21 protein-coding genes and 2 tRNA genes are annotated in these 18,454 nt (G+C 61.9%); 13 read left to right on the top strand and 10 right to left on the bottom strand.

Annotated elements, in window-relative coordinates:
* Positions 1–94 precede the first annotated feature (94 nt).
* Positions 95–171, bottom strand: a tRNA-Pro gene (locus M729_RS0126190).
* Positions 172–311: 140 nt separating this feature from the next.
* Here M729_RS0126190 and M729_RS0126185 point away from each other — a divergent pair.
* A complete protein-coding gene (locus tag M729_RS0126185) occupies positions 312–617 on the top strand; it encodes an ETC complex I subunit (RefSeq protein WP_013532440.1) in 306 nt (101 codons plus the stop codon).
* Positions 618–664: 47 nt separating this feature from the next.
* A tRNA-Arg gene (locus tag M729_RS0126180) sits at positions 665–741 on the top strand.
* Positions 742–827: 86 nt separating this feature from the next.
* On the opposite strand, the gene M729_RS0126175 is transcribed toward M729_RS0126180, so the two are convergent.
* From M729_RS0126175 to M729_RS0126165, 3 genes are read right to left on the bottom strand one after another with little or no spacing between them, the layout of a single operon-like run.
* Complete coding sequence (locus M729_RS0126175; protein ID WP_027163339.1) at positions 828–1,112, bottom strand: hypothetical protein; 285 nt, start codon at positions 1,110–1,112, stop codon at positions 828–830.
* Between the two features lie 39 nt (positions 1,113–1,151).
* Entirely contained in the window at positions 1,152–1,433 is a 282-nt protein-coding gene (locus M729_RS1000000137730) for a helix-turn-helix transcriptional regulator (protein ID WP_013532438.1), read from the bottom strand.
* Positions 1,430–1,744: a hypothetical protein gene (locus M729_RS0126165; RefSeq protein WP_337122511.1), complete on the bottom strand. Its 315-nt coding sequence runs from the start codon at positions 1,742–1,744 to the stop codon at positions 1,430–1,432. Before M729_RS0126165 ends, M729_RS1000000137730 begins: the two co-directional genes overlap by 4 nt.
* A 179-nt stretch (positions 1,745–1,923) precedes the next feature.
* Between M729_RS0126165 and M729_RS0126160 the strand changes: the two genes are divergently transcribed.
* The 4 genes from M729_RS0126160 to M729_RS0126145 all read left to right on the top strand — a co-directional run bounded on the left by M729_RS0126160 (position 1,924) and on the right by M729_RS0126145 (position 5,821).
* On the top strand, positions 1,924–2,145 hold the full coding sequence (locus tag M729_RS0126160) for a hypothetical protein (protein WP_013532436.1): 222 nt from the start codon (positions 1,924–1,926) through the stop codon (positions 2,143–2,145).
* Positions 2,146–2,403: 258 nt separating this feature from the next.
* A complete protein-coding gene (locus M729_RS0126155; protein WP_027163337.1) occupies positions 2,404–3,192 on the top strand; it encodes a GGDEF domain-containing protein in 789 nt (262 codons plus the stop codon).
* 287 nt (positions 3,193–3,479) lie between these two features.
* Positions 3,480–4,442, top strand: coding sequence for a glycosyltransferase (locus M729_RS0126150; RefSeq protein WP_027163336.1), 963 nt, complete (start codon positions 3,480–3,482; stop codon positions 4,440–4,442).
* A 152-nt stretch (positions 4,443–4,594) separates the two neighbouring features.
* On the top strand, positions 4,595–5,821 hold the full coding sequence (locus M729_RS0126145; RefSeq protein WP_027163335.1) for an anion transporter: 1,227 nt from the start codon (positions 4,595–4,597) through the stop codon (positions 5,819–5,821).
* Positions 5,822–5,901: 80 nt separating this feature from the next.
* Here the strand turns inward: M729_RS0126145 and M729_RS0126140 are convergent, their stop codons facing one another.
* On the bottom strand, positions 5,902–6,489 hold the full coding sequence (locus M729_RS0126140) for a TetR/AcrR family transcriptional regulator (RefSeq protein ID WP_024505017.1): 588 nt from the start codon (positions 6,487–6,489) through the stop codon (positions 5,902–5,904).
* An 88-nt stretch (positions 6,490–6,577) separates the two neighbouring features.
* Here M729_RS0126140 and M729_RS01000000135820 point away from each other — a divergent pair, with 88 nt between their 5' ends.
* Positions 6,578–7,408, top strand: coding sequence for a crotonase/enoyl-CoA hydratase family protein (locus M729_RS01000000135820; protein ID WP_032809389.1), 831 nt, complete (start codon positions 6,578–6,580; stop codon positions 7,406–7,408).
* Positions 7,409–7,519: 111 nt separating this feature from the next.
* Here M729_RS01000000135820 and M729_RS0126130 read toward each other — a convergent pair whose 3' ends face one another.
* The 5 genes from M729_RS0126130 to M729_RS0126110 all read right to left on the bottom strand — a co-directional run bounded on the left by M729_RS0126130 (position 7,520) and on the right by M729_RS0126110 (position 11,662).
* Entirely contained in the window at positions 7,520–7,828 is a 309-nt protein-coding gene (locus M729_RS0126130) for a cupredoxin family copper-binding protein (RefSeq protein WP_027163334.1), read from the bottom strand.
* Positions 7,829–7,839: 11 nt separating this feature from the next.
* Positions 7,840–8,364 carry a DUF4142 domain-containing protein gene (locus tag M729_RS0126125; RefSeq protein WP_027163333.1) on the bottom strand — a complete coding sequence of 175 codons (525 nt, stop codon included), beginning with the start codon at positions 8,362–8,364 and terminating at the stop codon, positions 7,840–7,842.
* Between the two features lie 117 nt (positions 8,365–8,481).
* Positions 8,482–9,156, bottom strand: coding sequence for an RNA polymerase sigma factor (locus tag M729_RS0126120; RefSeq protein WP_013532428.1), 675 nt, complete (start codon positions 9,154–9,156; stop codon positions 8,482–8,484).
* A 132-nt stretch (positions 9,157–9,288) separates the two neighbouring features.
* Positions 9,289–10,350 (bottom strand): HPP family protein, encoded by a 1,062-nt coding sequence (locus tag M729_RS0126115; RefSeq protein ID WP_013532427.1) that lies wholly within the window; start codon positions 10,348–10,350, stop codon positions 9,289–9,291.
* Positions 10,351–10,480: 130 nt separating this feature from the next.
* Complete coding sequence (locus M729_RS0126110; protein ID WP_013532426.1) at positions 10,481–11,662, bottom strand: cystathionine beta-lyase; 1,182 nt, start codon at positions 11,660–11,662, stop codon at positions 10,481–10,483.
* A gap of 455 nt (positions 11,663–12,117) precedes the next feature.
* Here M729_RS0126110 and M729_RS0126105 point away from each other — a divergent pair, with 455 nt between their 5' ends.
* The 6 genes from M729_RS0126105 to M729_RS0126080 all read left to right on the top strand — a co-directional run bounded on the left by M729_RS0126105 (position 12,118) and on the right by M729_RS0126080 (position 18,417).
* Positions 12,118–12,753: a DUF1326 domain-containing protein gene (locus M729_RS0126105; RefSeq protein WP_013532425.1), complete on the top strand. Its 636-nt coding sequence runs from the start codon at positions 12,118–12,120 to the stop codon at positions 12,751–12,753.
* A gap of 9 nt (positions 12,754–12,762) precedes the next feature.
* The gene (locus M729_RS0126100; RefSeq protein WP_013532424.1) at positions 12,763–13,638 is read left to right on the top strand and encodes a DUF2182 domain-containing protein; all 876 of its coding nucleotides are present in this window, start codon (positions 12,763–12,765) and stop codon (positions 13,636–13,638) included.
* Between the two features lie 443 nt (positions 13,639–14,081).
* Complete coding sequence (locus tag M729_RS0126095; protein ID WP_024505009.1) at positions 14,082–15,110, top strand: amino acid ABC transporter substrate-binding protein; 1,029 nt, start codon at positions 14,082–14,084, stop codon at positions 15,108–15,110.
* Between the two features lie 63 nt (positions 15,111–15,173).
* Positions 15,174–16,361 (top strand): amino acid ABC transporter permease, encoded by a 1,188-nt coding sequence (locus M729_RS0126090; protein WP_013532422.1) that lies wholly within the window; start codon positions 15,174–15,176, stop codon positions 16,359–16,361.
* 9 nt (positions 16,362–16,370) lie between these two features.
* Positions 16,371–17,528 carry an amino acid ABC transporter permease gene (locus M729_RS0126085; RefSeq protein ID WP_027163331.1) on the top strand — a complete coding sequence of 386 codons (1,158 nt, stop codon included), beginning with the start codon at positions 16,371–16,373 and terminating at the stop codon, positions 17,526–17,528.
* Between the two features lie 85 nt (positions 17,529–17,613).
* Entirely contained in the window at positions 17,614–18,417 is an 804-nt protein-coding gene (locus tag M729_RS0126080; RefSeq protein ID WP_013532420.1) for an amino acid ABC transporter ATP-binding protein, read from the top strand.
* The last annotated feature ends 37 nt before the right edge of the window (positions 18,418–18,454 follow it).

Below are 18,454 nucleotides of genomic sequence, written 5' to 3'. Positions count from 1 at the left end.
ACCCCCCTGTTTGCCGAACCGCGGCGCCGGACACACGGCCGGAGCCGCAGCAAGTGAACCGTATGGCTGCGCCGGGCATTGGGCTGTGAGGGGATGGTCGGAGTGGAGAGATTCGAACTCCCGACCCTCTGGTCCCAAACCAGATGCGCTACCAGGCTGCGCTACACTCCGAACGGTCTGTTGCCTATTCATTTCGGTGGTGCATGGCAAGTGCAAAAACCTGCGAGAGCAAAAACCTTGCCGCCGTGCGCATTGCGCAGTAATGACGGGCGAAGGGTGGCGATGCTGCCTTGCACAACAACGAGGTGGCCATGTCCGCGCGCATTTTCAGCCCAGCCAAAACCGCGATGCAGTCCGGCAAGGCCAAGACCGGTTACTGGGTGCTGGAATTCGATCCCGAGTCGCGCAAGAAGATCGACCCGCTGATGGGCTATACGACGTCGGCAGACATGAGAAGCCAGATCAGGCTTAGCTTCGACACGCGCGAAGAGGCGGTCGCCTACGCCGAAAAGCAAGGGCTCGCTTTCCGCGTCGAAGAGCCGAAAGAGACCAAGCGCCGCCAGATTTCCTATGCGGAGAATTTCCGCTATGACCGCAGGACGCCCTGGACGCATTGAACGGCGCCCGGCGCCAGAATATCCAGCCGGCCCAACGGCCGGCCAGCGGTCCCGTAGCTCAGCTGGATAGAGCACCGGCCTTCTAAGCCGATGGTCACAGGTTCGAATCCTGTCGGGATCGCCAAAGCCTTTCGGTCCGTTCCGGACACATAGGTTACGGTTTATACCGGAGACACGGGCTTTCAGAGAGCGGTATCAGGTCTCGTGCGCTCAGACCGCCGCCGCCAGAAGCAGCGTTACCCCCAGGACCGTCGACGCATAGATCGTCGCTAGGAGCACGATCGGCCGAGGATACTCGGTGGGTGTTGCGAGGCTGGTTATGTCGGGACCCCGAAATGTTTTGGTGCCGGGCGACGGGACGTCGGCGGCGGTGGCAGCGTTGTCATTGCAAGCGCGCAGCACAGAAAGGCGCTGGGTTATATCCGCGGCGATCAGAGGATCGTCCGCCACCAATCTCGACCAGTCCGAAACAATGCCGATTTCATGTTGTGACATCGCGCGCCTCCCATTTACGGCCTAACAGCGATATCTAAATTATGTTCCACTAATAGTTTCGCGAGGCGGACCGCTCTTTGTCACCGCGGTCTTTTGATCGATGAAAACCACGCCCGCTGCCTCCAAGCCTCGACGGATGGCAGCCAGCTTGGCGGGACTGGGAATCCTTCGCCCGCTCTCAAAACTGCCAATCGTTCCTTCGCTGAGGCCGCACTTCGCGGCGAGTCGCACCTGCGACCACTTCAGGATCGCTCGTGCAGCTCTGCACTGCTGGGGTGTAAGGGGTTGGGTCCCTGAGACGGTGGCGCTTCGCTTGTTCACATCCTGACGGTCCTTCGCTTCGGCGGGACACGGCTTTGCACCAGGCCCGCCTTGTCCAGATCCACCGTGACCATTGTCCCGAGCGACACCGTGACCTTGTCGCCGTCGATCCGCGTAACGTCGCCGGATAATTCCATCTGCTGGCCCCTGGTCAGCCTGGTTGCCGGATCAATGACCGAATGCGGAAGACCGGGGATCGACACGCTGACGCGGTCCTTCGTGACGCGCTTCAGCACCGTCGCCATGACCGCCACCTCGTCGCCGACTTTATTGCCATGCTCTGATTCTGGGGCGGCATCCGCCGGCGTCAAGGATTAGCTGCGTCTGATATAGAAAAGTCCGCGGGCGTGGCTCGGCGCCAGCGTATTATTTCGTTACTCGGCCTTTTCGGAACCTTCCCGCGCACGGCGCGTTCGGCCCGCTGTATTCGCGGACCCTCATATAAAAGTGGACAGGCGGGAGGCAAACAAGGGTGGGGAGGAGTGTTGCCATGTCGAAGCGAGAAATAGGGATATCTTCGGCCCTCGATCGGCGCATTGCCGATCTCAGGGCCAGGATGCAGGACGCCCGGATCACGGAATACGAAATGAAGACCTTTCAAAAAGTGGCTTCAGCCATGGGAGGCGACGGAGGCTCCCTGCGTCTCGATGCCGACGACCTGATCGCGGCATCCTTTGTCGTCGATGCGCTGGGTGAACCGACGCTCAACTGAGACGGGCGATCTGGCTTCGCGCGCCGTTTTGCCCTTGCCCGGCCGGCAATTGGCCCACGCCTTCACACTTTGAAACAGGATGGCTGCTTTCCAGCGGCCGTCCTGTGGCGTCTGCCCAAGCGTCTGTCGCAAGTCATAGGCAGGGGCTGGTTGGCCGGTGGATTTGATTCCGCCGCCGACATCGAATTGGAGGGAAAGTCTTATCAATTTGTTTGGGTTGGTGCGTCATAGTAGCGACGGCTAACGGAGTTGAACGCGATGAAGCTCGATCTGTCGCCGACGAGCTGGGGCAGGGTGATCGCTGTCACGGCAGTCGGTACGGCATTCTTCATTGCCGTGGCGTTCTTCGTCGATTCCTTCAATTTTCCCTATCTTTCGCCCGAGGCCGTGTGGCGGGCGCAGATGACCGACCTGATGCTGCCTTTGGTGCTGGGCGGCTCGTTTCTGTTTTTCCTGATGTGGAAGATTCGCCAGCTGGCCATCGCGCAGCGCGATCTCAGCGTCCTCGCCGCGACCGACAGCCTGACAGCGGTGCTGAACCGTGGCGCCTTCTCGATGCTGGTCGAAGCCTATCTCGAGCAGACCCGCAAGCAGGAGCAGACCCGTTCGGGGGCGCTGCTGATCATCGACGCCGACCACTTCAAGTCGATCAATGACCGCCTGGGCCACGATTGCGGCGATCAGGCCCTCAAACTGATAGCGCAGGCGATCAAGGGGCAACTGCGTGGCAGCGATATCGTCGGCCGCATCGGCGGCGAAGAATTCGGCGTGTTTCTGCCCGGCGTGGATCCCTCGCAATCCTGGGTGGTTGCCGAAAGCATCCGCCGGCGTATCAGGGAGATGGAATTCTCACCCGGCGGCAGGCCTTGTCCGCTTTCCGTCAGCATCGGCGGCACAAGCTTTACCGGCCCGATCACCTATGAGGAAATCTTCTCCGCTGCCGACAGAAGGCTTTACACGGCCAAGTCGAACGGACGCGATCAAGTCAGCTTCGATCCGGCCGGAACGTCTCCGGCGCCTGCGCCCGGCGTCGCCACCGTGCATTGATGACAGAACTTGCAGAAGGCTGATCGGGAAGCTCTCGAAACAGACGCTCCCTCTATGCGTTCAAACACTTACGACCATCCGCAAGGAATCAGATCCTTACGGATAGCATGCCGGCTCGATGGGGCATGGACTGCAACCGCTTGCCGGTATACTCCCCCGCGTTAGCGATGTTTCGTTGTCGGCAGAAACGGTTTTGACTCCTGAGTTTCCAAGCGTTCCGGTCGACATGCGATCATGATTTTGATGCTGGCGAACAATGCGGAAACGATTGGGTAAACACAGTTATTATGATCCATTTGTTCAACGGCTTTCAGGATCCTTTCGGCGGCAGTGACCTCAAGACGTTGGAACTTTATCGGCTGTTGAGCGCCGATTCGGAGGTGCGCCTTTGGGCTGCGTCATCGAGGGCTTCAGATGAATTAATGCGGCAATTCCCGATACGCCGTATTTCCCCGCTTACGCGAAAAGTTCCGGATGGCGGCACTTACGTCTTTCTCGGGGCGCATTGGCGCAACAAGGTGTGGCCTTACCTGATCCCACGGCCGCGCCGGCTGATTTACGACTTCAACACCCTTCATCCGAAGGTTCTCAACCTCACCACGCGCATGCCTCGGAGCTTGGGATGGCCCGCCGCCGAGATAGTGGTTGTTTCCGACTTCCAGAAGCGATTGCTCCAAATCGACGGCACCGTGCACCCGTCTCCGATCGAGATCGAACGTTTTTCATCACGACGTCTGGGTTCGGATCGTCCCTTCACCGTCGGACGCTTGAGCCGCGATGGGCCGGGCAAACACCATCCCGCTGACATACCCCTCTACGAGACATTGCTGGCCGAAGGCACAGCCTTGCGGATTCAGGGGGGGATAGGGCTCAAGGACAGCCTCATGCCGCATCCGCAGCTCGAACTGTTGCCACCCGGCCAATTCTCCGCCGAAGAGTTTCTGCAGACGCTCGACGTGTTTTATTATCGCACCGGTTGGCATGTGGAAACCTTCGGTCGCGTCGTGTTCGAGGCGATGGCCTGCGGGTTGCCCGTGGTCTGCCATTCCCATGGCGGCTATTCCGACCACATCAGGCATGGCGAAAACGGTTTCTTGTTCGAAACGACGCAGCAGGCGGCGCGCATCCTGGCCGATCTCAAAGCCGACCCGGCGCTGCGGGCGGCAGTGGGCCTCAAGGCACGGCAGACCGTCGAGCAGATCTATTCTTCCCAAGCTGTGCGACAGAGGCTGGATTTCTATCTGCGTTAGCTGCACGTCATCCCTTGGGCCATGGGACATCCTTGGCGCAACAACATGCCCGCTGTCATCGATCTCGACATCGCGCTAAAGCAGGCACGCAAAGCGGACGAATGGGGCCGACAGCCAGCGGCGTGCCACAGACTGGGCAGGACTTCTTATCGATGACATTGATGGGCGCGGCGGCACTGCTGATCCTGATCCTGACTTACGCCGGTGTCGCCATTGGCCGCATCCCCGGCCTGCGCCTCGACCGGGCAGGGATCGCGCTTCTCGGCGGGGCCGCGATGATCGCCATCGGCGCGCTCAGCATGGAGGATGCGTACCGGGCGATCAATTTCGACACCATCACGCTTCTGCTCGGCATGATGATCGTGGTGGCGCATTTAAAAGTGTCGGGCGCCTTTCGTGGCCTTGGCGCCGTCGCCATCGAGCACGCGCATGCGCCCTTCATGCTCTTGGTGATGGTGACGCTGCTGACCGGCGTGTTGTCCGCCTTCCTGGTCAACGACGCCATCTGTCTCGTCATGGCGCCGATCGTCGTCCACGTCACCCGCGTGATCAAGCGCAACCCGATCCCCTATCTGATCGCCACCGCCACCGCGTCGAATTGCGGCAGCGTCGCAACCATCACCGGCAATCCGCAAAACATGGTCATCGGTGCACTGTCGGGCATTTCCTATCCGGCCTTTTCGGCAGCGCTGGCTCCGGTCGCCCTGTTCGGCCTCGTCGCGGTCGTTGTCATCATCCGTATTGTCTTCCGGGCCGAATTCGCCCGCACCGTCCAACTGACGCCCGAGGTCTCGCGTGGCCGCATGCACAAGGGGCAGGTGCTGAAGGCGGTGGTGGTCTGCATCGGGCTGGCAATTGCCTTCTTCGCCGGCGTGCCCGTCGCCAAGGCAGCACTCATCGGCGGCGCCATCCTCTTGCTCACCCGGGCCATCAAGCCGGAGCGCATCTACCGCGAGATCGACGGTCCGCTGCTGTTCATGTTCGCCGGTCTGTTCGTGGTCGTCGCCGGCGCCGAAAAGACGCTTCTTTCGCCAGACATGATCGCTTCGGCCAGGAATCTCGGGCTGGACGACGTCTGGCGGCTGTCCGGCTTCACCGCGGTGCTTTCCAACATCATGAGCAATGTTCCGGCCGTGCTGGCGCTGCGGCCCTTCATACCCGGCCTCGAAAGCCCCGAGCGCGCCTGGCTGGTCGTCGCCATGAGCTCGACGCTGGCCGGCAATTTCACGCTGCTGGGTTCGGTCGCCAACCTGATCGTCGCCGAACAGGCACGCGCCGCCGGCACGACGCTGTCGTTCGGCGCTTTTTTCAAGGTCGGCTTGCCTTTGACGCTGATAACGCTGGCCGCCGGCACCGCATGGCTGGCTTTCGGTTTCTAATGCATGTCGTTGCCCCAAAAGTGGCCCCGGTTTTAGGGCAACGACATGCATAAAACCAAAGGCTTAAAGCGCGTCGCGCTTTAGACCTGGCTGCCTGAAAGTCGCGCCCGCACCAGCGTCGCCGCGGCGCGTCCGGCCGCTTCGATGTAATCGGGGTTGCGGTGGATCAGCATGATCGAAAAGCAGCCGTCGATCAAAAGCACGATCTCGCGCCCCAGGGTTTGCGGCTCCGCGACGCCATGGTCCGACAGGGCGCCGGCCAGCCATGTTTCGAAATTCAGCTTGTGCCGCGCGCCGACCTTGACCGCCGGATGTCCGGGCATCGAGGCGAGTTCGGCGGCCGTGCGCAGGAAGCCGCATCCCTTCCATTTCGGATGGCGAGCGGACCTCGCCAGATTGGTGAAGATCGCCTCGACCTTGCGATCCGCGCCGCCTTCGGCAGCCTCGAACCAGCCGGCCATCCGCTTCAGATTGGGTTGGTCGCGGCCGTCCAGATAGGCCGCGATCAGGTCGTCCTTGCTCTTGAAATGGTAGTAGAGCGTGCGCTTGGTGAGACCCGCTTCCTCGGCAACGGCATCGACGCTGACACGACCGATTCCTTCTGCATAGAAGAGTCTGGTCGCGGCATCGACAATGCGTTTGCGGGTAGGGCTCTGCGTGTCGGGCATAAGCCTATGTATACCGACTAGTGAATATACACAAGCGACAAAGGGCATAGTCTTCCTTCCATCAGCATGATGGAGAAGGAAGAGCCAAATGACAGATCTTGTCCTTAGCGAAACCCGGGATGGGATTGCCATCCTCACCCTCAACCGGCCGGAGAAACTCAACGCGCTGAACTATGCCCTGATCGACCGCCTGCTTGCGGTCCTTGACGACATGGAAGTCGATGACGGCGTCCGAGCGGTCATTCTGACCGGAGCAGGGGAGCGGGCGTTTTCGGCGGGGGGCGACATTCACGAGTTCTCGGCCAGCGTGGCGCTTGGCGTCGGTGTCGCGATGCGGGATTTCGTCATGCGCGGGCAGCGGCTGACGGCGAGGCTGGAAGCCTACCGCAAACCCATCATCGCCGCCGTCAACGGCATTGCCTTTGGTGGCGGCTGCGAAATCACCGAGGCCGTACCGCTCGCTATCGCCAGTGACCGCGCTTTGTTCGCCAAGCCGGAAATCAACCTCGCAATGCCGCCGACCTTTGGTGGAACCCAGCGCTTGCCGAGGCTCGCGGGGCGCAAGCGGGCGCTCGAACTGCTGTTGACCGGCGACTGGTTTGCGCCGCCGCGGGCGCTTGAACTGGGTCTCGTCAACGAGGTTGTGCCGCATGCCGAGTTGATGCCGGCGGCATTTGATCTGGCCAGGCGTATCCTGCGGCACTCCGATCTGGCGATTGCCGGCATCCTCACGGCAGTGGCGCGCGGCCTCAACCAGAGCATCGCCGAAGGTTTGCTGGTCGAGGCCGAGCAGTTTGCGCGCATGGCCCCGACCGCTGATCTGCGCGAAGGGCTGAATGCCTGGATTGCACGCCGCGAGCCGGGCTATGACGGCTCGTGGACACATATCGCGCGTCCCGACGAGGCCAGGCGAGCCTGAAGCGGGTCGCTTGAATTCCTCAGGCGACCCGCTTCAGGTCTTTGTTTTCATGCGTGTCGTTCTCCCAAAACCGAGGTCACTTTTGGGCGACATGCACTCGTCGGAGCTGGATCAGGGCGCCACCACCAAACGGCCCTTCATGTTGGGGTGAAAGCGGCAGAAGTAGTCGACCGGTCCCGCCGTCTTCAAAGTCAGGCTTGCGGATTTCTTCGGCGGGATCATCACTTCCCAGCCGCCTTTCACGGTGGCCGTGTGGGCGAACACATCCTTGTTCACCCACTCGATCGTGTCGCCGACCTTTGCCTCGACGGTGGCCGGAGAGAACACCAGCCTGTCGATGGTGACCTGGATGGTTTCGGCTTGCGCCGGCACGATCCCGACGGCGAGCGTCAACGCAATCCACAGATGGCGGTTCTGCATGCTCCCGGTCCTTACTTGAGCATGCCGGCGACGTGTTCGGCGTGCTGCTCATGGCCCTGGAATATCTTCAGGCCGGTTTCCAGCAGGCTTTTCAGCTCGGCATTCTGCGCCGACGGGATCAAAAGGGTTTCGAGCGCGCCGTTGACCTGCTTGTGATAGGCGACCTCATTGTCGACATAGGCCTTGTCGAAGGCAGCGCCGTGGAGTTTGTCGAGCTTGGCCCGCTCCTCCGTCGCAGCTTTGGTCAGCGCCTTGCTGGTGGGGTTGTCTTCCGGGGTGACCTTGAGCTTCTTGACCAGGTCGAGCGCCTGAATATTTACAGCCTCGTGATCGCGGACCATGTCCTTGGCGAAATCGACAACCTCCTTGTTCTTCGATTTGTCGATGGCCAGCTTGGCCGCTTCGACGTCGATGACCCCGGCCGTGTAGGCGATATGGGCGATCTGCGGATCGGTCGGCTTGTCGGCGGCTTGTGCGAACGGGGCGGTGCCGAGCAGCAGCAGGGCGGCGAGCGCAGCAGTGTGTCGGATAGACATGGCATCTCCTTCGCCGGGACGCTGAAATCGTCCCGGACAGCGTTTTTCGGTTGACGGTCATTGGATGCTGGTCAGCGGCAAACGTTCCCGCTGAAATGAACTGAAATCCGCTGAGGCTCAGCTTTCCAGCCCGAGCCGTCGCATCACGGCGCTGGTCAGTCGTTCGCAACGCCGGCCGGCGAAGGGGAAGGCGTCGAGCAGCACCGGCCCGATCTGGTCGTCCAGCGCCTTGCGGACAAGGGCGCGGGCGCGGTGCAGTCTTGTCTTGACGGTTTGCGGCCGCACGCCGAGGAGGTCGGCGGTCTCTTCGATGCTCAGCCCCTCGATCACCCGCGCCACGAACACCGTCCGGTAGACGTCGGGAAGGCTGTCGGTGGCCTGTTCGACCAGTTGGAGGATCTGCCGTTGCGCCATTGTCCGTTCCGGATCGTCGCTGGGATTGAGGGGAAACCGGATGATCTCGGCTTGCGGATTTTCCGGCAGCGCCACCGTTTTGCGCCTTTTGCGCAGCCGGCCGAGCGCCTCGTTGATGACGATGCGCGATAGCCATGTGGCGAGCGAGGAGTCGCCGCGAAACGCATCCAGATGGGCGAAAGCCTTGACGTAGGCCTCCTGCACGATGTCCTCGGCCTCGCTGTCATTGCGCACGACGCCGCGCGCGATCCGGTAAAGCCGCTGATTGTGTGTCTTGATAATGGTGCGGAAGGCGTCGCCGTCGCGCGCCAGCGCGCGGTGCACAAGCTGCATCTCGCCTGGCACAGCGGAAGGCACGGCCGTCAACACAGCAGGCATGGCAAGTTTCCTCAACCCAATCTCCGAACCAGGATCTCGATTGGGAGATTGGACGCTGTCGCCGGCAAAAGGTTCCCGAAGATTTTCTGCCGGGTCCGGCGGCCGCTACACTACAGTGCGAGCGAAGGCTTGTCAGGCAGCCTGCAGGCGCGCCGTGGCCGCCAACAGATCGGTCTGGGTGATCAGCCCGAGAATCCGCTTGTCGTCGTCGACGATGATGACCGCATGGCTGCGGCCGTCGGTGAGGACGGGCAGCAGACCCATGGCGGCGACGCCGGCGGCGGCTGTTGCCGCGGGCGTTAAGACGGATCCAACCGTCCCCGAGGCCTGGGTGAGTTCGCGCAACCCCACCGTGCCTGCCAGCCTGGCTTCCGCATTGACGACCGGCAAGGTGCGGATGTTGTGGTCAAGCAGCAATTGGCGCGCCGCCTCGGTGGAGGTGTGAGCATCGACCGAGATCACATCGCGCGACATGATGTCCTCGCACAGAAGGGTCTTGTGCGCGCGCACCATCGCCTGCAATTCGACCTGCCGCAGCAGCCGGTCGAGATCGTTGCGATCGATATCGAACGTCTCGTCGAGTGCGCCAAGCGCGGCATCGATGTCTTCCGACCGAAAGCCCACGCGCAGCTGCGCCGGCAGATCGCCGGTGCCGTGGCTGTTTGCCGGCGCCGCAACCGGCACATGCGGATAATTGCGCCGGGCCAGCCTGTGGAAGCCGTAGCCGAGCGCCACCAGCAGGATCGAGTTCAGCGCCACCGGCACGAATGGAAACAGGAAGCCGGCGCTGATCACGGCAGGCCCTCCCAGCACCGCGGTCAGCGCGGCCGCTCCGCCCGGCGGATGCAGGCAGCGCGTGAACGACATGGCGGCGATGGCCAGTGCCACCGCGATGCCGCTGGCAAGGGCGGTTTCGTGGATGAAATGCGCCACGATCACGCCGACCAGTGCCGATATCGTGTTGCCGCCGATGATCGACCATGGCTGTGCCAGCGGACTGGCGGGCACGGCGAACAGCAGCACCGCCGACGCCCCCATCGGCGCCACCAGCAGCGGCACGTGCGGGCCGTTGCCGAGCACAAGGCTGGCGATCACACCGGTGAGTGCAATGCCGATCGTCGCGCCGATACAGGCGACGAGACGCTCGCGCAGCGTCGCGCCGGCAAGAATGGGAACAAAAAGGCGGAAAGCCATGGGGTCGAAAACTCTGCCGATATTCCAGGGGAAGTCGAAAATGTGCTGATCGCACCGCAATGACGCGGCATCGTTGAATTTGAAAGCCAAACTGATCCGGGAAACTGCAATTTGAGGGAATAGAATTCCGCTACGCAGCCGCCGCCGCGGTCAGGCCGCGCGAAATGTCGGCCTTCAGGTCGTCGACGTCCTCGAGGCCGATCTGCAGGCGGATCAATGGACCCTCATAGGGGGCCTTCGCGACAACGCGGTCGCCGAGCCAGACCGGCACGGCAAGGCTCTCATAGCCGCCCCAGGAATAGCCGAGGCCGAAGATTTGCAGCGCGTCGAGAAAGGCGTGCTGCTGCTTTTGTCCGCCGCCGGCAAGCACGATGGAAAAGATGCCGCTCGATCCGGAGAAGTCCCGCTTCCACAGTTCGTGGTCCGGGTGGCTGGGCAGGGCCGGGTGGAGCACGCGCGCCACGCCCTTCTGGCCTTCGAGCCAGGAGGCGATGGCAAGCGTGCTGCGCTGATGGTGTTCGAGGCGCACGCCCATGCTGCGCAGGCCGCGCAGCACCTGGTAGACGTCGTCGGGCCCGGCGCAGCAGCCAAGCGTGCAGAAGCTTTCATAAAGATGCGTCCAGCAGCTCTCATTGGCCGACACCGTGCCAAGCAGCACGTCGGAATGGCCGGCCGGGTATTTGGTCGCCGCATGGATCGAGATGTCGACACCGTGGTCGAGGGGGCGGAAATACAGTGGCGTCGCCCAGGTATTGTCCATCATGACGATGGCGCCCGCGGCGTGCGCCGCCTTGGCGATGGCTGGGATGTCCTGCACCTCGAAGGTGTTGGAGGCCGGTGATTCCGTGAACACCACCTTGGTGTTGGGCTTGATCAACGCCGCGATGCCGGCGCCGACATGGGGGGCGTAGTACTCGACCTCGACGCCCAGCCGCTTCAGCATCGTGTCGGCGAAGTTGCGGGTCGGATGATAGACGGTATCGACGATCAGCAGATGGTCGCCGGCCGACACGAAGGCGAGCAGCGGTACCGTCACCGCCGCAAGGCCCGACGGCACCAGGATCGTGCCTGCCGAACCTTCCAGCGCGTCTATGGCGTGGGCGAGCGCATCGGTCGTCGGCGTGCCGCGCGTGCCGTAAGTGTATTTCTGGGTGCGAGCCGCCATTGACGCCGCGTCGCGAAAAAGCACGGTCGAGGCATGCACCACCGGCGGATTGACGAAGCCGAAATAGTCGTGCGGATTGTTGCCCGAATGGGCAAGCCGCGTGTTGATGCCCATCCCGCCGCTAAAGTGCTCGCCGTCTTTCGCCATTCTGCGTCGCCTTGTTTGACAAGCCGCTAGCCATAGTGCGGCGGCATGGACCGTGCAACAGCCACCGTCCGCCAGGAGATGGACTTCGAATATGCCAATTCGTCGCGGCAAAAACAGCGATGCGGGGACAGGATATCAAAACGAAAAACCCGCCTGTGCGGCGGGTCATCGGCGCAAATCAGCACCATGGACGAAAATGTATCATAGCTGAGGGCAGGCTGTCAAGAAAAAATTCCTATCGCGAAAAGGCGGTCTTTGATTGACCTGCGTTCGGAGCCCTCATCTCCGCCGATCGGCTATTGTGGGCGGCTGCGGAAGGTATATGATTGTCGGCTAATATTAATCGCCGGATTGCTTCGATCAGATGCTGCCGGATGGTTGCTGCCGGTTGACCTCTGGTCCTCCACGATCCGGATCGCGCTCACCAAGCGTGAGCGCGGCAAGGGAGGAATGCCATGCCGGACGTCAAATGGGCCATGAAGGCGCGCGAATTCATCAACTGCAACTGCGCCTATGGCTGCCCGTGCCAGTTCAACGCCATGCCGACATACGGGTTCTGCCAGGCGGTCGCCGGCATGGAAATCGAAAGCGGCCATCACGGCGACACCAAGCTCGACGGATTGCGGTTCGTCGGGATTTTCAGCTGGCCCGGCGCCATACACCAGGGCGGGGGCGAAGCCGCGGTGATCATCGACGAGAGGGCGACGGAAGCCCAACGTGGCGCGCTGCTTCGCATATTGGGCGGTCTGGATACCGAACCGGGTGCAACGATATTCCAGGTCTTTTCGACCACGCTGGAGAAGTTCCACGACCCGATCTTTGCGCCGATCGAATTCAACATCGACGTCGACGCGCGAACCAGTCAGCTGCATGTCGAGGGTATAACCGACGGTCGTGGCGAGCCGATCCGGAATCCGGTCACCGGCGCTGCCCACCAGGCGCGCATCGACCTGCCGCACGGCTTCGAATACGCGATCGCCGAGGTCGGGCGCGGCTGGACAAAGGCGACGGGCCCGATCAAGTTCGAGCTGGCCGATACGCACAGCCATTTCGCCAATCTGCATCTCACGCAGAGCGGCATCGTGCATTGACCTGATCCAATGGGCGACACGGCCCTCGAGGCGGTGCTGCGGCGCGATCGCGCGGTCGTGATGGCCGCGCTCGTGGTGATTGCCGTGCTCGCCTGGGCCTATGTGCTGTGGCTCGCCACCGACATGGTCATGCCCGGCTCCGCCTTGCCGGACAGCGGAGGCGGTGACATGGCCGGAATGGACATGTCGAATATGGACGGGTCGAACATGGGTATGGGCGGCATGGATATGGGCGCCGCCGTGGCGCCAGGCATCCGGGCCTGGGCATTGGCCGATTTCGCTTTCACCTTCACGATGTGGGCGGTGATGATGGTCGGCATGATGACGCCTTCGGTCGCACCGATGTTGCTGCTCTATGCCGGTGTCGGCCGCAAGGCGCGGGCGGATGGCAGGCCCATCGCTTCGACGGGATGGTTTTTTGCCGGCTACCTCGCCGTCTGGGCCGTCTTCAGCCTCGTGGCGACCGGTGCGCAATGGCTGCTCGCCCGTCTTGCCTTGCTCGACCCCTCGATGGCGACCGGCAGCGCGGTCCTCGGCGGCCTCGTCCTGATCGCCGCCGGTCTCTATCAATGGACGCCGATGAAGGGCGTCTGCCTGCGCCAATGTCAGGCCCCGATCGCGTTCCTGGCCGGCCATGGCGGATTCCGCTCCGCTCCGCTCGGCGCGCTCCGGCTGGGCATCGATCACGGCGCCTACTGTCTGGGGTGCTGCTGGGCGCTGATGGCCCTGCTGTTCGTCGGTGGCGTCATGAACGTGCTGTGGATCGCCGGCATCGCCATCCTCGTCCTGCTGGAGAAGACGGTGCCGACCGGGCAGCTGATTCCGCGCGTTTCAGGCGCGTTGATGGCTGGCATCGGGACCTGGATCGTCTTTCAAGCCTCTTGAGAACAGTCTTCGTCTGCGACCTGTATTGGACTGCAGCCGCCAGTAAATCGTCAGAAGACAATCTTGGGACATGGTAGTTCGCCCCACGCGGAGGTCAACAACCACGAGGTATTTGCCCGGGATGGATTTCGCTGCCGCGGCCGGTATCGGCCCCGCGTTGGCGTTGCATCAGCTTTGCCGCCTTTATTGGCCCCTGCTGACTAATTCGCGGGCGTGTTTGTCTGTAAATCAGGCATTTACGGCAATCGGTTTTCAAACTCTTCGGGTTTGGGTCATTTCCCTTGACCTCACAGGAATTATCGCCTTCGATGACATTTGTGAATGGGAGGCGGCGCGTCGGTTACGATGCGGGGTTTCGGGATGGGCCGGGATGAAGCCGCGTTCACACGGGAGAAAAAAATCAGGATTTACTCCTGAAAAACAGAGAAAAGGGTCTGTGGGTCATGAAACACATTGCTATCGGCATTCTAGGCGCCGCCACGCTTGGATTGATGGCGTCCGCCGCGTCGGCGGCCACGCTCGACACCGTCAAGGCGAAGGGCTTCATCCAGTGCGGCGTCTCCACCGGCCTGGCCGGCTTTTCGGCGCCGGACGACAAGGGTGACTGGCAAGGCATCGATGCGGATTTCTGCCGCGCTGTCGCGGCCGCCGTCTTCGGTGACGGCTCCAAGGTCAAGTTCACGCCGCTCAGCGCCAAGGAGCGGTTTACCGCGCTGCAGTCGGGCGAGATCGACATCCTGTCGCGCAACACCACCTGGACCATCAACCGCGATACGGCACTCGGCCTGAATTTCATCGGCGTCACCTATTATGACGGCCAGGGTTTCATGATCAACGCCAAGAAGCTGCCGGGCGTCAATTCGGCATTGCAGCTCTCGGGCGCAGCCGTCTGCGTGCAGAGCGGCACCACCACCGAGCTGAACCTCGCCGACTACTTCAAGGCCAACAAGATGGAGTACAATCCCGTCGTCTTCGAAAAGCTGGAAGAGGTCAACGCCGCCTATGATGCCGGCCGCTGCGACGTCTACACCACCGATCAGTCGGGCCTCTATGGCATCCGCCTGACGCTGGGATCGCCGGCCGACCATGTCGTGCTGCCCGAGATCATCTCCAAGGAGCCGCTCGGACCTGCCGTTCGCCAGGGCGACGACCAGTGGTACCACATCGTCAAATGGACCTATTTCGCGCTGCTGCAGGCTGAAGAGCTCGGCATCACCAAGGCCAATGTCGATGAGATGAAGAACTCGGCCAGCCCCGAGATCAAGCGCGTTCTCGGCCAGGAAGCCGACACCAAGATCGGTACCGATCTCGGCGTTTCCAATGACTGGGTGGTCAACATCGTCAAGGCCGTCGGCAATTATGGCGAAATGTTCGAGCGCAATGTCGGCTCGGGCAGCCCGCTGAAGATCGCGCGCGGCATCAACGCGCTGTGGACCAAGGGCGGCCTGCAATACGCGCCGCCGATCCGCTGATCGAAATGTGATCCGGGAGGCAGATCATCTGCCTCCCGGTTTCTCTTTCCAGGGGACGGTCGAATGGCATCGCAGGACGTACTTCGCGAGGAGCCCAGCCGCGGCTCCTTCATCAACGATCCGAAAATCCGGGGCATATTCTTCCAGGTGCTGGTCGTCGTGCTGCTGGTGGCGGGCGTCTGGTGGATTGCCCACAACGTCATCGACAACCTGACGCGGCTGCGCATCGCTTCAGGCTTCGGCTTCCTCAAGGGCCGCGCCGGCTTCGATATCAGCGAGAGCGCGATCGCCTATTCGTCGGATTCGACCTATGGCCGCGCCATTCTGGTTGGCCTCCTCAACACGGTCATCGTCGCTATCGTCGGCATCATCACCGCGACAATCATCGGCTTCGTCATCGGCATCGGCCGGCTCTCGAAGAACTGGCTGATCAGGAAGATCTGCACTGTCTATGTCGAGGTCTTCCGCAACATCCCGCCGCTGCTGGTCATCTTCTTCTGGTATTCCGGCGTGCTGGCCGTACTGCCGGCGCCACGCGACAGCATCAATTTGCCGTTCGGCTCCTTTCTCAACCAGCGCGGTTTCTATTTTCCACGCGCCGTATGGGGCGACGGTTCATGGCTGATCTTCGTCGCCCTGCTCGTCGGCATCGCCATGGCGTGGTTCGTCGCGCGCAAGGCGCGGCAACGGCAGATGGCGACCGGCCAGCAATTTCCGGTGTTTTGGACATCCGCGGCGCTGATCGTCGGGCTGCCGCTGCTCGCCTATGCGCTGAGCGGCTTTCCCCTGAGCTTCGACTACCCCAAGCAGTCGACTTTCAACCTGACCGGCGGCTTTCAGGTCCGGCCGGAGTTTCTTTCGCTTTATCTGGCGCTGTCCTGCTATACCGCCGCCTTCATCGCCGAGATCGTGCGTGCCGGCATCAGGGGTGTCAGCGCGGGCCAGACGGAAGCCGCCGGTGCGTTGGGATTGCGGTCCGGATCGATCCTGCGGCTGGTCGTCGTGCCGCAGGCCATGCGCATCGTCATTCCGCCGCTGACCAGCCAGTATCTCAACCTGACCAAGAACTCGTCGCTGGCCATCGCCATCGGCTATCCGGACCTGACGGCGACCGCCGGGACAGTGCTGAACCAGACCGGCCAGGCCGTCGAGGGCGTGGTGATCATGATGGTGATCTATCTCGCCATCAGCCTTCTGACCTCGCTTGTGATGAACTGGTTCAACGCCAAGATGGCGCTGGTGGAGAGGTGAGGTAAGGACATGCAAGAACATGATATGTCCTGGGTGCGCACCGAAATGGTGCTGGCGCAGCCGGCGCCCGCCAGCGTCACCGGCCTCGGCGCATGGGTGCGCAAGAACCTGATCGCGTCTACCGGCGACACCATTTTGACAATCGTCGGCATCGCCCTGGTGGCGATGATCCTGCCGCAAATCATCAATTGGGCGTTCATCAACGCCGTGTGGACGGGGCCGGACCGGACCGTATGCGCCACGGTGGCGCAAGGCGGCATCCAGCCGGATGGCTGGACCGGCGCCTGCTGGGCTTTCGTCAATGCCAAGTTCGGCCAGTTCATGCTCGGCCGCTATCCCATCGAGGAGCGCTGGCGGCCGATCCTGGTCGCCATCCTGTTCGTGGCGCTGCTGGTGCCGATGCTGATGCCGAAGGTGCCACGCAAAGGGCTGAATGCGGTTCTGCTGTTCTTCGTGCTGCCGATCGTCGCCTTCGTCCTGCTGGTCGGCGGCATGTTCGGCCTGCCGCATGTCGAGACATCGCTTTGGGGTGGGCTCTTGGTAACGCTCAGCCTGTCCTTCGTCGGCATTGCCGTGTCGCTGCCGCTCGGCATCGTGCTGGCGCTCGGCCGCCGTTCCAAGATGCCGATCATCAAGACGCTGTGCGTCGTCTTCATCGAGACGGTGCGCGGCATCCCGCTGATCACCGTGCTGTTCTTCGCCAGCGTCATGCTGCCGCTGTTCCTGCCGGAGGGCGTTTCGTTCGACAAGTTCCTGCGCGCTTTGATCGGCGTGTCGCTGTTTGCCGCCGCCTATATGGCCGAAGTGGTGCGCGGCGGCCTACAGGCGATCCCCAAGGGCCAGTATGAAGGCGCCGATTCGCTCGGCCTCGGCTATTGGCAGAAGATGTGTTTCATCGTCATGCCGCAGGCGCTCAAATTGGTCATCCCTGGCATCGTCAACACCTTCATCGGCATGTTCAAGGACACCAGCCTGGTTATCATCATTTCGATGTTCGACCTGCTCGGCATCGTCAAACAGAATTTTTCCGATGCAAACTGGGCAACCGCGCAGACGGCGAGGTCTGGCCTGATCTTCGCGGCCTTCGTCTTCTGGCTGTTCTGCTTCGGCATGTCGCGCTATTCAATGTACACCGAACGCCGGCTCGACACCGGCCACAAACGCTGAATGCATGTCGCCCAAAAGTGTATAGCGGTTTTGGGGTAACGACAGGCATCATTACCAACAACAAAAGAACAAGGGGATCCCTCTCATGGCCACCGAAAATGCCGTCAGCGCCGAAGAGATCAAGGTCAACGCCGCCAAGATGCAGATTTCGACGACCGATGTCGCCATCGACATCATCGCCATGCACAAATGGTATGGCGAGTTCCATGTGCTGAAGGACATCAACCTGAAAGTGATGCGCGGCGAGCGCATCGTCATCTGCGGCCCCTCCGGCTCCGGCAAATCGACCATGATCCGCTGCATCAACCGCCTGGAGGAGCACCAGAAGGGCAAGATCATCGTCGACGGTAAGGAATTGACCAACGATCTCAAGAAGATCGACGAGGTGCGCCGCGAGGTCGGCATGGTGTTCCAGCACTTCAACCTGTTCCCGCATCTGACCATCCTGGAGAACTGCACGCTGGCGCCGATCTGGGTGCGCAAGACGCCGAAGAAGCAGGCCGAGGAAATCGCCATGCATTTCCTCAAGCGCGTCAAGATCCCGGAACAGGCCAACAAATATCCCGGCCAGCTTTCCGGCGGCCAGCAGCAGCGTGTGGCGATTGCCCGTTCGCTGTGCATGAACCCGCGCATCATGCTGTTCGACGAGCCGACCTCGGCGCTCGATCCGGAGATGATCAAGGAAGTGCTGGAGACCATGGTTGGCCTTGCCGAAGAAGGCATGACCATGCTGTGCGTCACCCACGAGATGGGTTTTGCCCGCAAGGTCGCCAACCGGGTGATCTTCATGGACCAGGGCCAGATCGTCGAGCAGAACACGCCGGCCGAGTTCTTCGACCACCCGCGCCATGAGCGCACGAAGCTGTTCCTGTCGCAGATCCTGCACTAGGCCTTTCGATGTTTGCGAGGAGCCCGGCTGAAACACT

The sequence above is a fragment of the Mesorhizobium sp. WSM1293 genome (genome assembly GCF_000513875.1).
GTDB classification, from domain to species: Bacteria; Pseudomonadota; Alphaproteobacteria; order Rhizobiales; family Rhizobiaceae; genus Mesorhizobium; species Mesorhizobium ciceri.
This window is presented reverse-complemented; position numbering and strand designations above follow the sequence as displayed.